Below are 12909 nucleotides of genomic sequence, written 5' to 3'. Positions count from 1 at the left end.
GCTATCTCCATTTATTTTACACCATTCGGCAGCTTAAAGAAGAAGGCATCCTGATCAAGCAAGAAGGAGCCTATTTTATTGCGACCCCCAAGCCCTTCAGGTGCTGGCTAAGGACATACGGGCTTAAGCCTGCCGGGGGCAGACCGTTTCAGGCTGAGGCTACAACCCTTCGCTTACAGGTTTAATAAGTGATTGACTAAAAACGGAGCGGCAACCGACATATAAATTGCGGCAATTCCCATGGCCACACCGGACATGGAACCCTGAATCGTTCCCTCTGCCAGCGCCGATGCCGTACCCTGACCATGGGCAGTCGTTCCATAGGCTAATCCGCGCACCAGCGGATTGGTCACTTTGAACAGATTCAGCAGAACAGGGGTCAGAAAGGTCCCGATCATACCGGTAGCAATGACAAAAACCGAAGTAAGGGTCGGATCACCGTTTAAGATGCTGGAAACGCTGACGGCAATGGGAACGGTCACAGATTTAGGCACTAAGGATGTCACAATGAGCTTATCCAGCCCTAAAAATTCTGCCACCAGAGCCGTCGTAACGATATTGGCCGTAGTTCCCACTACGATCCCACCCAACACCGGAAGGATATTTTGTCTCAATATCTCTCGGTTCCGATAGAGCGGGATAGCTAAAGCCACTGTCGCCGGTCCTAGAAAATAAGTCAAAATAGTCTTGGTATCCTGGTACTGGCTCACCGTAACACCGGAAATCCAAAAGACAGCGACGATTAAGGCAGTACTCAGAAATACCACATTGACCAATGGACTTGGATAACGCTTATTTAAGAAACGGCTAAAGACATAGGCACCTACCGTAATAACAGTCGTAATCAATACAAGCAGCAGGTTCATTTAAACTCCTCCTTTAGGCGAACGAAACCGGACCAGCATTGTGGCCACTGAGTTCATAACCATGATGCATACTGCTGTGCCAAGAATAATTGACACGAGAAGCTGGACTCCGCTTAATTGGAATAGACCAATCCATTGCATCAATCCTACGGCAATGGGAATAAAGAAAAAAGCAAGATGTTTAAGCAGAAAATCTGCTCCTTCTTCGATCCATTCGATCCGAATAATTCCCATCAACAATAACAAAAACAGGATAATCATTCCCAAAACATTTCCCGGAATGGGAAGATGGCTTTTTTCCGCCACCCAATTTCCCAATTGATAGATTACCCAAAGCAAAGCGATCTGCACGATAAAACGTAACCCCTGAGTCAAGAATTCTCACCTCTTTCTCTTTCTATGCTCGATTGTATAACCATTCCTTGCATTTGTAAAATAGATAGTTGTCATGCAATCTATCGATATAATAGATAGTTATAATTATGCATTCGCAATATCATTTGCTCGGCAAAATAAAAAAGGCTTTTTCCTTCCTAAAGAAAGGTAAAAGCCTTAAATATGTATATTTTCCCCTCGCGGCAGATCAATTTTCGGCAAAGGATTTGGCGGCAAACTGCAACCACAAATTAGCTGCATGGGACATCGAACGCCCTCGTTTCCAGATAATGAACATCTGGTGAATAATCTGCGGGTTAGTCACCGGTATAACCGCAAAACGCCGCGGGTCTAGTTCTCGGCAAGCAGCCCCCGGCAGGAAAGCGATTCCCAAATCAGCAGCCACCATCTGGGTCATCAGTTCAAACTGGGACGTCTCAAAAATAATGTTGGGCGCAAAGCCTTCATTTTTACACTTACTGATGATCTCGTCATGCAAGCTGAATTCACTGGTGTATAAAACAAAGGGTTCATCCGCCAATGATTTAAGATCGAGGGATGCTGATTTGCTGATGGGATTCTGGGCCGAAACGATAACATATAGAGGATCTTCGGCAAAAGCAAAGGAGTCAAAATACTGACTGTCCGGCACGCTGCAGACGACTCCCACATCTAAGGTTCCGTCTAAAATATCCATGATAACTTTTTTCGACCCATGCTCGGAAAGGCTGATTTCTATTTGCGGGTACTTCTTTTTAAAATCTCCCAGCAATTCAGCAAATAGAGTGGTTCCGGTAATGGGCAATAGGCCAATAGAAACTTTTCCTCGTTCAAGTTTAATTCGATTTTGAAATTCGTGGGTTAAATTTCCGAATAGGGTTACGATCTCCAGAGCCTGATCCAGAAATATAGCCCCTGTATCCGTCAATTGCACATATTTGGATGTCCGGTTAAACAGCGAAGTGCCCAGTTCCCTTTCCAGATCTTTGATCAATTTGCTGATGGTTGATTGAGTAACGTGGCATTTTTCCGCAGCCTTACTGAAACTCTTCTGGCGAGCCACTTCAACAAAATACTCCAAATGCTTGATTTCCATGTTTAAACCTCCGAACGCCTGAAAACTTAGGGCTAAACCGCGGTGCACCTCCATTATAAGGCAAAATGAAGGTAAAAAACACATTAGACACCAACCACTCCTCATGGTTGGTGTATTTTTATGCTGCACCTCCACCCAACCTTCCTGCTTCAGTATCTCTTCTCCGGTTCTTCAGAAAGTCTTCATCAACTCTGAGGCTTTTCTTAATTTCCTTAAGTTACAATTAAAAGTGCTAAAAACGAATTCAAACATAGCAGGAGGCCCCGTTATGAAGATACTCGCTGTAGTCCCGGCATATAACGAAGAAAAAAACATACGCAATGTTGTTCAATCGATACAATCGTCTTGCCCTGAAATCGATGTGGTTGTAATCAATGACGGTTCTACCGACAACACCTATCTTGAGGCCGTAAAAGGAGGAGCTTGGGTTATCAATCTGCTGCAAAACCTTGGGATAGGAGGAGCCGTTCAAACCGGGTACATTTATGCCCAGAGGAATAATTATGACCTGGTTGTCCAAGTGGACGGAGACGGGCAACATAACCCCCGGGACCTGAGAAGGCTTGTTGAACTCATCCGTAAAAACGAGGCCGATATGGTCATTGGCTCCCGTTTTATAAAAAAGACCGCCTATAAACCAACCGGCATGCGCCAAGCGGGAATTTTGTTTTTTTCCAAGCTGGTTTCCGTTCTCTGCCGGCAAAAGTATTATGATACCACCTCGGGTTTTCGGGCGGTAAACCGCAAAGGCATCGAGCTTTTTTCCCAATACTATCCCAAGGATTATCCTGAAGTTGAAACCATTGTCTTTGCCTTTAACAGGGGGATTCGGATTACGGAAATTCCCGTAAACATGGACAAGCGCCAGGGAGGGAAGTCGTCGATCACTCCTCTCCGCTCCCTCTACTACATGTTAAAGGTTACCTGCGTCTTAATGCTGCAGCCTAAATTGCATTCTAAAACAAACATCAGGCTAAAGGAGAATATCTAATGAGTATTTATACCTATTGTTTGATCCTGTCCATGCTGTTTTTGAGCATTACCCTGTTCTTCATTAAAAAAAGAGTACTAGAGTTTAAATACGGTATCCTTTGGATAGTAACCGGGATCATCATGGTTGTCCTTTCCTTGAATAAAGACCTTACAGAAAAATGCGCCCATTTATTAAACATTTCCTATCCCCCTGCTTTCTTATTTTTAACAGGCCTAATCTTTATCCTGCTCTTGATGTTTTATCTTACTATCGTGGTTTCCACTATGCAGGAGAAAATCACCCGGCTTATTCAGGAATTCGGGGTACTCCAAATGGGCAGCGGCAAGGAGAATTACCTCAAATGACCTATCTTTTATTGACTGTCAATATAGTGTTATTGGTTACCGGGCAAACCCTATGGAAGCTCGGAATGCAGGGAGCCTCCTTTAAGCTCGGGCTCGAGAGCGTTTTAAGGTGCATGCTGAACCCTTATGTCTTAAGCGGCCTTTTGGTCTATGCCGTCGCCACGGTTATCTGGCTCTATCTTTTGGCACAAAACGAATTGTCTATGATCTACCCGCTGCAAAGTCTTTGTTATGTAGCGGCGGCGTTTGTCGCCATGTTTGTTTTCCGGGAAAACCTGCCCCTGACCAGATGGTTTGGCCTATTCCTGATCATTGCCGGGGCCTATTTTGTTTCAAGATAACTAAAATAAATCAATACTAGGAGCACATGATGTTTAGTTTAAAAAGCGAAGAAAAAAAGATTAAAATAACCCTTTATACGATATTGGCCCTATTTTTTATCATCTGCCTGTCTACGGTACTTCTTTATGGTGATTCCTGTCTTTTAGGTAGTATTGAAAAAGCGAACAATGACGATGTCAAGTACATAAGGAGCGCGTGGACATTTATGGATACCGGCATGCTTACGTATCACGATACGAAAGAACCTACGGTTTATATCATGCCGGGCATCACGTTTGTTTTGGCCTTTTTTATGACGATTTTCGGAAAAGCGGCAGGGATCGTCGCCTTCCGAGTCTTTCAGGTTATTTTGCAGACCCTTTCCCTGTACCTTCTTTTTCTCATCGGCAGAAGAATTTTTAACAGCCGAGTAGCCCTTTGTGCATGTGTGATCGACCTCTTTTTTGTTGCCGAATATTATGCCGCTACCCTTATTCTTACCGAAGTAATTTTTAAATTTTTGCTACTGCTCTTGCTCTATCTATCCATATTCGCCATCACAGAAAGAAAAACTCACTATTATATCTTAGGCGGTTTTATCTGGGGGATTGCCTGCCTGTTCCGCCCTACCGCCGCCGCCTATCCCGTCGTTATTCTGGTCATGTGGCTTATAAAAAGATATCAATTACGCGATATGCTAAAATTGACTGCGGTAGCCCTGGTTGGATTTACACTAATCATGAGCCCCTGGTGGGTCAGAAATTATAATGTTTTTGACAAATTTATTCCCCTGACTTTCTCCTCAGGAAATCCGTTTTTACAGGGAACCTATCTGAATTATGACCAGACTAAGGATTATACCCCCTATAATATAGGCCAGACAGCCTGGGAAACAAATCAAAATGAAAAGGATACCGGCATTTACAGGCTCAAAACCTATGGGGCAAAACAGCCCCTTCACTATATACTATGGTATACTTTGGGTAAGTCCTGGCACTTTTGGAATTACCCGTTTTACTGGAAAGAGATCCTGGGAGTGAGCTTTACCCGGGCCGGATCTTTTCATTGGCTGGTCCTGATTACCGCAGCCTTAGGAACCGTTCGACTGTTCAAAAAAAGGCGGGAGTCTTCCCTGCCCTTCATCCTACTTTTGGTGATCGGATATTTTAATATCATCCATTTACCCTATTATACGTTTAGCCGCTATGCCTTCCCCATCATGCCCCTGGTGGGAATTCTCAGCGCTTACTGGCTGGACAATCTAATCAAGATATTGAAGGGAGCTGGCTATGGACAACTACAAAATACTAATAGCCGATGACGAAGACGAAATAAGAGATTTGCTGGCGATTTATTTAAAATGCGAAGGGTTTGAAGTAACTACAGCGGCGGATGGAATCGAAGCCCTGCAAATGCTGCAAAAAATTGATTTTGACTTGATTATTTTGGATATCATGATGCCAAGACTGGACGGTATACAGACCTGCATAAAAATCCGGAAAGACAATGGCATTCCTATTATCATGCTGTCCGCTAAAAGTGAAGATGTCGACAAAATCCTGGGATTAAACACAGGAGCTGACGATTATGTGACAAAACCCTTCAACCCGCTGGAGATCGTAGCCAGGGTCAAATCCCAGCTCAGGCGCTATACCAGACTAAACGATTTTACCCCTAAGTTAAAGGATGAATTTGAGATAGGCGGGCTTGTCATCAATACTGCAAGCCACCAGGTAAAAGTAGATGGAAAGGATATCAAGCTTACTCCAACGGAATTCTCCATACTCGAGGTTCTTGCCAGGAATAAGGGCAGAGTCCTTAGCATTGAAAGCATTTATGAAAGCGTGTGGAATGAACCCTTCTATGAATCGGAAAACACGGTTGCGGTTCATATCAGAAATATCAGAGAAAAAATCGAAATCAACCCGAAAGAACCCAAATATATTAAAGTCGTATGGGGGGTAGGCTATAAAATTGATAACGAAAGCTAACACCAACATGATCAAGGCAACTATGATAAGGCTTGCCCTATGCCTAAGTTTATCAATTTCCGCCTATTGGATAGCCTTTAACAGTTATAAGTGGTTGTCTCAATGGCAGGAAATAGCTTTTACCGCCGCAGCCATTGTTTTCGTTATCATGTTGACAGTCACAAGCAACTTAAAATCGAACATTTGGAAAGGGATCATCAGCTCTGCCCTTTCCCTTGTTGTCGGTATAGCTGAATTCTCCTTTACTGATGACATCTTTCTCTCCTTAGGCCTAGCCTCAGCCTCTTTTCTGATTATTTTAGCTTGCACAGGCAGATACGAGAGGTTTCTGGTCTTTCTGAATAGGTTAATTTCCTGGATCAAAGGGGTTTGCCTAAAAAGCCTGGGCCTCGAGCTTTTTATATTCAACTTGGCAAGTTTGCTGGGAGCAGGTCTTGTTTATACCGCCCTGGGACTTCTCCCACCCGGGTTACTGCCGTCTTTCTGGTTTCTGCCCTCTTCCGTTATCCTCTCAATATTTGCCTTTTTTATTTTCAATAGTTTGCTTATCAAAAATAAAGTGAATTATCTTAAAGAGATTGCCGGCGGTATTCTGGAAATATCCAAGGGCAATCTCGATTTTACCGTAGCGGTAAAAGGTGATGATGAGTTTAAAGTCCTTGCTCAAAACATCAATTATATGTCCGCACAATTAAAAAGCAAAATTGAGGATGAAAAAAGAGCGGAAAAGACGAAAAATGAACTGATCACCAACGTTTCCCACGATTTAAAGACCCCTCTTACCACCATCATCGGCTACCTTTCGTTGTTAAATGATAAAAAATATGAAACCCAGGACCATCTGGATGAATACCTGGGAAAAGCGTATACCAAATCCCTAAAATTAAAAAAGTTAATCGAGGACTTATTTGAGTACACCAAACTCTCCAACGGAATCATACAGGTTAACAAATCCTCCATTAATCTCATTGAACTTATCGAGCAGCAAATTGGCGAGATTTCCCTTCTCGCCAAACAGAATAATCTATGTTTTGTAAAAAGCTTTTCCCATCCCACTATAGAGGTTGAGGTCGACTCCGACCTGATGGCCAGAGTATTCGAAAATATTTTTTCCAATGCCATCAAATACAGCTATAAAGATCTTCCCGGGGATATTGCCGTTCACATTAAGAAAGAAGGGAACAAGGTAACCGTTCTCATCGAAAACCAAGGCGATACAATACCCACGGAACTCCTGCCGCTTTTATTCGAGCGGTTTTACCGGGTTGACGAATCCAGGAATTCGAGGATGCCAGGTTCCGGACTTGGACTGGCTATCGCCAAAAGTATTGTTGAGCTTCACGACGGCGATATCTACGCCGAATCTGAAGCCAATAAAATACGGGTATGTATTGTTTTACAAGCAATATAACTTAGTCATTTTAAAAAGTGACTGTTTTTAAACATGCAGGTCTCTCCTTTTGTAAGAAGCATAAGTAATAACAAACAGCAGCACAATGATCACCGAGGACAAAAGCAGAAATACCGGTTCGAATCCTCCGCCCTCCAGCAGAGTTTCAGCCTCGAAATAAGCAAATGGGGTTAGATATTTCAAAGGGGCAAGACTGCTGTTGATCTTGATCACCGACGAAATAAGGAAAGTCACCAGTAAAATTGCCGTCGCAACCGAGGGAGCGGATTTCGGACGCTTGCCGGCGGCTGCCGTCGCGGTGCCGATCAGTAAGAAGATCAGCTGCACAATAAACATCCCGGCCATCAAGATCCCTATCTCTGCCGTAATATCCTCTCCCTTGGCGTACTTCCCTATCAGAGCGATGGAAAGAATCAGGGTAACCAGGTTGAAGACCACACTATTGAAAAGGGCCGCCAAAAGTTTGGCGGTTATAACTTGTGTTCTGGAGACAGGCTTCACCAGCAAAAACTCTGTGGTTTTGTCCCGCTCTTCCTTGGCGATGATATTGGCACCCAGCAAAGAGGCGTGAACGGTGGCCAATAAAAGAAGATACAAATATAACATCCCATAAAATCCGCTGACTTTGGTCAGGTCAAAATTCCCCATCCCCAAGACCGCTTTGATCGAACTGGGGATTTGTGACAATAATGCGTTCATGGATTGGCCTGTTTCGGCATAAGCTGTAAACTTTCCGATGGAGGAAACGATCATTAGAAAGATGACGATACTCCAAATGATCAGTGATCGGCGCTGGGCCTTCAATTCTCTCAGAAAAATATTCATCGCGATCCCTCCTCAAACAGTATGGATATCTTTCTTCGCATAGACCAGACAACTTACCCCGATAGCGGCGATGATCAAGACCATACCGGTTACGACAAAAGAGGTTTCATAAGCGGCATGGTCGATGATATACACCGGATCAAAATACCGGAACGGCGAAAAGTACCGAACATTCTCTTCCCCAAGAATCGAGCCGAGGGAACCCAGGACATAGAGCCCAAAAACAGTGCTCAGAGATACGGAGATCACTGACTTTATTTTTCCGGCGATCACCGCAATCAGGATGCCCAGAGCCAGAAAGAGCAGTTGTACAAAGAACAGCGTCAGTGAAATCAGGAAGAATACTTTCAGATTAAACCTGCTGACCACCGCCACCGCCGCGAAAGTCGTCAAGCCCAGGTATATGATATTGGTCATCACCAAAACAACTAAAGCCGCCAGCAGTTTGGACAGGATGATCCCGATCCTGCTTACCGGTTTGGTCAGCAGAAAATCCGCGGTTTTATCCCGCACCTCCTTGGACACGATAGCGGTTCCGAGATTCATCGCCTGGATTGCCCCGCATAATAGGACAAAGGAGAAGACAAAAGAGTAGAAGCCTTCCAGGGTGGAGATGCTCTCAACCAGTATATTGAAGCTCTTTATCATCACATCCGGCATGTTGCTGAGAAATGCCTTGAAATCTGCAATATCCCGACCCAATCCTTGAAAAAGGAAAATATAGGCCACCGCCAACAGGGTCATGGCACCTGCCCAAATCATGATGGATTTGCGGTAGGCCCTAAGCTCATGCCAAAAGATGTTCATCAGCATCAGGCCTCCTTTTCATAATAATGGATAAAGATTTCCTCCAGGCTCGGCTCTTCGATCCAGAGATTGTTTATTTCCAGTTCCGCAAGCTTCTTTATAATGTGATTGATATTCCCCTTGAACAAAAAGCTCACTTTCCCATCCTTGATCTCCAGGTTATTGATCCCCTCCAGGGCGAAGCGGTCTTTGCTCATCTCTTCCTTGATCTCGATTTTGAACTTCTTATAATTGTTTTCCGTTAAATCCCTTATCTTTTCCAGCCTAATAATTTTGCCATCCTTGATGATGGCTACCCGGCTGCACAGCCTCTGAACCTCGCTTAAAATATGGGAAGACAAAAGAATGGCAGCGCCTTTCCTGTTTTCTTCCAACAGCAGATCAAAGAATTTCTGCTGCATCAACGGGTCAAGGCCGCTGGTCGGTTCATCCAGAATGATCAGCCTCGGCTCATGCAGGAGGCCCTGAACGATTCCCACCTTCTTTTTGTTGCCAAAGGATAAATCATCAATTCTCTTGCTCAGATCCAGCTCCATAATCCCGGCAAGTTCCTTGATTCTTTTACTGCAGTCCTTCTTATAGAAACTCGCCGCGTAGTTTAACAGTTCACCCACCTTCATTTTGTCGTAATAAAAAACTTCAGAGGGTAAATAGCCCACATCCCTGGCAATTTCCGGTGCATATTTAATGGAATCCTTGCCGAAGATCGTTGCGCTGCCGCTGGTGGGATAGAGCAACGATAGCAAAGTCCTGATCGTCGTGGATTTCCCTGCCCCATTGGGCCCGATAAAGCCGAAAATCTCCCCTTCCTCCACATTAAAGCTGACATCGGTGATTCCTCTGGACTTGCCATAGTATTTAGTCAAATTCTTGATTTCGATGACATTCACGCCGCAGCCCCCCATCTATGCTCACAAACAGATATACTTATTCTGGCTTGGCGTCCTCTGTTTATACTTATCCCCTCTTAAAAACAACGTCTCCATCGATCAGCACCCAGGTCGTTCTCGCCTGAACGTCCAAGGGATGTTTATCAAAGACCACAATATCTGCGTCTTTATCAACCTCAAGGGAACCTACCCGCTCCGAAATCCCCAGGATTTCGGCGGGATTAATTGTTATGGCCCTGAGGGCGGTTTCTTCATCTAATCCCGCTCTTACCGCCAGGGCGGCGCAAAAGGGCAGATAATGTACGGGAACTACAGGGTGGTCGGTCATTAAGGCTATTTTTACCCCGGCTTCATGCAAGATCGCCGGCGTATCAAAGGTCAGCTCCTTTAACTCCACTTTCCCCCTGGGGCCAATGAATGGCCCGATGATTGCGGAAAAGCCTTCCCCTGCCAGTTCATCAGCAATTAAATGTCCCTCAGTACAGTGTTCCAAGGTCATCTTAAGGCCAAACTCTTTGGCTATACGAATCGCCGTAAAAATATCATCGGCTCTGTGAACATGGGCTTTGACATTCAACTCACCCTTCACCACCGGGATTAGGCTTTCAAGCTTCAGGTCAAACCCAGAATTATTCTCTTTATGGTCCAGATAATTTTGGGTTTTAAACAAATACTCTCTTAAGAGAGCCGCGGTGGCCATTCTCGTAGAAGGTATTTGTTGCTTGGCACTGTATCTTGTTTTGGGATTTTCGCCAAAAGCAACCTTCATCGCCGCCCTTTCCTGAAGGATCATCTTGTCTATCCTCATCCCTTTGGTTTTAATCGTGGTAAATTGCCCCCCTATAACATTGGAGCTGCCGGGACCGGTGCAGATGCAGGTAACACCATTTTCATAGGCTTCCGCAAAAGATCTGTCCCTTGGGTTAATGGCATCGATGGCTCTAAGCTGCGGTGTCACCGGATCAGTCCCCTCATTGCCGTCCGCTCCCTCAAAGCCCAGTCCGTCCTCCCACATCCCCACATGGCAGTGAGCATCAATCATGCCAGGCATGATAAAACCGCCCCCAGCATCTATTGTTGCGCAATGTTCAGGTATGGAAATACCCTTTCCTATGGAAAGGATTTTGCCCTCATCCACTAATATTTGTCCATTTCCAATAGGGTCACCCGTCATAGTAAGAATCGTTCCATTTTTAATTAATAGCATTCTGATCTCCTCCTCATTTTAAATAGTATAGAATTGAAATTATGCAAAGAAAAAAGCGCTGTATCCTGTAAAGGTCAGCACTTTTTCTGTCAGCAGTTAATTCTATATCCCCAAATTCAAAAGAGATATCCAGCGGCACCGCCCCTGAATATCTCTTACTTAGATTATAACACATTTAAACCATGAAATAAACTCAATTTAACACGAAGAAAAGGATGATACCCATTGGTCATAAACAACTGCCAGGCTTTATCCGCCTCCTCGTCATTGCCGCAACAAGAAACAAGGCAATCCGGGATTTTAAAAGTACAATCCATTATTTAATAGTTTACTATCGCTTTCCCGGCAAGTACTAAAAAATCGTCTTTAAATCACTTTCATATTGAGGGAAAAACTTAATATGCTTGCCGGCAAGGAAGAAGAACATCCTCCAGAATACCAATCCCAAGAGGGCGCTGAGCAAAAGGGCCAGAGCTATAGAGCCGCTGCCTCCGGACAGAGCGGCATAAGCAATCAACGCCAGGGGCAAGACCACTCCCGTGATAACCCAGCCCAGATAGGGCATTTTAAATTCCCCGCTCAGGACATTGATGGCTACTCCGTACCCGAGCCTTCTCACATAGGCCGAGTAGTAAAGCTGACCCAAAATGATCAGAATCTGGGTCACTGCACTAAGATACAATAAAGATGTCACATTGTCTAAACCACTTAAAGCTCCCCAGGCATAAGCGCCAATGGAGCCAATGGCCAGGGACGAAAGAAAGAAATTGACGCCGACCATTTTACTCTTCCAGGCCGGCCGGGCAAATAACTGATAAACCAAGCCGGTGGAATAAATAAAGGCGATAGAAAATAGGAACGCCAGGACCTGCACCAGCACCAGCAAGGCTGAATTTAAAGCTATCAGCCAGCCGTCCAAGGCTTGCAGGAAAAGAAACAAGGCCACAAAGGGTGACAGGATTCCTTCCTGGGTCAGATGGGATTGGGGGTTGGCAAAGGAATTCATGATCCTGTTCGGTCTGCCCAGGTGAACGAGAGAAGCAAGAAGTCCGGCACAAAACACCACTAAAGCCGCCAGGGCAATGGCGGACAGATTGAATTCCACTCCCAGAAAATAAACGGCGATCAAGCTCATCATATAGGTACCCAAAGCCAAACGCTGGCACAAGGTTGAAAAAACTAACGGGAATTGGACTGGCATAATCTTTTGGCCCCCTTCCTTGGTCTTAGATAAATCACCGACGGTTTCGTTCCGATTTCAGGGTGAATCTGGAAGGCCCTGTCCTGATGTTCGGCCAGATACATGGATATCTCCGAATTCGGGTCATTGATATCCCCAAAGATACGGCAAGTGCCAAGACAAGTGGCCACACAGACCGGTTTTTCGCCTTTCTCCGTCAAATGAGCACAGAGCATGCATTTTTCCACCATACCTTTTTCCTTGTTTAAGGTTCGGGCATCATAAGGACAGGCCCAGATACAGTAGCCGCAGCCATAGCATTTATTATGGTCCACTAAAACCACGCCGTTTTCCGTTTTATAGGTCGCTTTGGTGGGGCATACTTTAATGCAGAGAGGGTCTTCACAGTGCATACACTGCCTGGGAAAAAAGAACATATCCAAATTATCGGGAAACTGTCCTTCCGGCCCCATCTTGTATACCCTGTTCCAGAATACTCCATTATCTACTCTATTCTCTATTTTGCAGGCCACTGTGCAGGCCATGCACCCGACACATCTGTCCAAATCAATCAGAAGCGTGTCATGTTTACTCATGTCTCT

The 12909-nt window shown here is 44.8% G+C and carries 15 protein-coding genes; 6 read left to right on the top strand and 9 right to left on the bottom strand.

Annotated elements, in window-relative coordinates:
- Nucleotides 1–173: 173 nt before the first annotated feature.
- The 3 genes from DESDE_RS07615 to DESDE_RS07605 form a co-directional block, all read right to left on the bottom strand.
- Nucleotides 174–866 (bottom strand): LrgB family protein, encoded by a 693-nt coding sequence (locus tag DESDE_RS07615; protein WP_014793458.1) that lies wholly within the window; start codon nt 864–866, stop codon nt 174–176.
- Nucleotides 867–1241 carry a CidA/LrgA family protein gene (locus tag DESDE_RS07610; protein ID WP_014793457.1) on the bottom strand — a complete coding sequence of 125 codons (375 nt, stop codon included), beginning with the start codon at nt 1239–1241 and terminating at the stop codon, nt 867–869.
- 208 nt (nt 1242–1449) lie between these two features.
- Nucleotides 1450–2337, bottom strand: a complete 888-nt coding sequence (locus tag DESDE_RS07605) for a LysR family transcriptional regulator (protein ID WP_041917237.1) — start codon at nt 2335–2337, stop codon at nt 1450–1452.
- A gap of 268 nt (nt 2338–2605) precedes the next feature.
- On the opposite strand from DESDE_RS07605, the gene DESDE_RS07600 reads away from it, so the two are divergent.
- From DESDE_RS07600 to DESDE_RS07575, 6 genes are read left to right on the top strand one after another with little or no spacing between them, the layout of a single operon-like run.
- Nucleotides 2606–3328: a glycosyltransferase family 2 protein gene (locus tag DESDE_RS07600; protein WP_014793455.1), complete on the top strand. Its 723-nt coding sequence runs from the start codon at nt 2606–2608 to the stop codon at nt 3326–3328.
- A complete protein-coding gene (locus DESDE_RS07595; protein ID WP_014793454.1) occupies nt 3328–3675 on the top strand; it encodes a DUF2304 domain-containing protein in 348 nt (115 codons plus the stop codon). The genes DESDE_RS07600 and DESDE_RS07595 overlap by 1 nt, the downstream gene beginning before the upstream one ends.
- Complete coding sequence (locus DESDE_RS07590; RefSeq protein ID WP_014793453.1) at nt 3672–4016, top strand: EamA family transporter; 345 nt, start codon at nt 3672–3674, stop codon at nt 4014–4016. Before DESDE_RS07595 ends, DESDE_RS07590 begins: the two co-directional genes overlap by 4 nt.
- Before the next feature lie 26 nt (nt 4017–4042).
- Entirely contained in the window at nt 4043–5317 is a 1275-nt protein-coding gene (locus tag DESDE_RS07585) for an ArnT family glycosyltransferase (protein ID WP_242831368.1), read from the top strand.
- Entirely contained in the window at nt 5286–5987 is a 702-nt protein-coding gene (locus tag DESDE_RS07580) for a response regulator transcription factor (protein ID WP_014793451.1), read from the top strand. The genes DESDE_RS07585 and DESDE_RS07580 overlap by 32 nt, the downstream gene beginning before the upstream one ends.
- Nucleotides 5971–7398, top strand: a complete 1428-nt coding sequence (locus DESDE_RS07575; RefSeq protein ID WP_148269910.1) for a sensor histidine kinase — start codon at nt 5971–5973, stop codon at nt 7396–7398. The genes DESDE_RS07580 and DESDE_RS07575 overlap by 17 nt, the downstream gene beginning before the upstream one ends.
- Before the next feature lie 27 nt (nt 7399–7425).
- On the opposite strand, the gene DESDE_RS07570 is transcribed toward DESDE_RS07575, so the two are convergent.
- From DESDE_RS07570 to DESDE_RS07545, 6 genes are all read right to left on the bottom strand, one after another.
- A complete protein-coding gene (locus DESDE_RS07570) occupies nt 7426–8223 on the bottom strand; it encodes an ABC transporter permease subunit (protein WP_014793449.1) in 798 nt (265 codons plus the stop codon).
- Nucleotides 8224–8235: 12 nt separating this feature from the next.
- Nucleotides 8236–9030 carry an ABC transporter permease subunit gene (locus DESDE_RS07565; protein ID WP_014793448.1) on the bottom strand — a complete coding sequence of 265 codons (795 nt, stop codon included), beginning with the start codon at nt 9028–9030 and terminating at the stop codon, nt 8236–8238.
- Between the two features lie 5 nt (nt 9031–9035).
- Complete coding sequence (locus tag DESDE_RS07560; protein WP_041917236.1) at nt 9036–9920, bottom strand: ABC transporter ATP-binding protein; 885 nt, start codon at nt 9918–9920, stop codon at nt 9036–9038.
- A gap of 67 nt (nt 9921–9987) precedes the next feature.
- Entirely contained in the window at nt 9988–11127 is a 1140-nt protein-coding gene (locus tag DESDE_RS07555; RefSeq protein ID WP_014793446.1) for an amidohydrolase, read from the bottom strand.
- A gap of 352 nt (nt 11128–11479) precedes the next feature.
- Nucleotides 11480–12328, bottom strand: coding sequence for a dimethyl sulfoxide reductase anchor subunit family protein (locus tag DESDE_RS07550; protein WP_014793445.1), 849 nt, complete (start codon nt 12326–12328; stop codon nt 11480–11482).
- Nucleotides 12307–12903 carry a 4Fe-4S dicluster domain-containing protein gene (locus tag DESDE_RS07545; protein ID WP_014793444.1) on the bottom strand — a complete coding sequence of 199 codons (597 nt, stop codon included), beginning with the start codon at nt 12901–12903 and terminating at the stop codon, nt 12307–12309. The genes DESDE_RS07550 and DESDE_RS07545 overlap by 22 nt, the downstream gene beginning before the upstream one ends.
- Nucleotides 12904–12909 lie beyond the last annotated feature (6 nt).

The organism is Desulfitobacterium dehalogenans ATCC 51507 (genome assembly GCF_000243155.2).
GTDB classification, from domain to species: Bacteria; Bacillota; Desulfitobacteriia; order Desulfitobacteriales; family Desulfitobacteriaceae; genus Desulfitobacterium; species Desulfitobacterium dehalogenans.
This window is presented reverse-complemented; position numbering and strand designations above follow the sequence as displayed.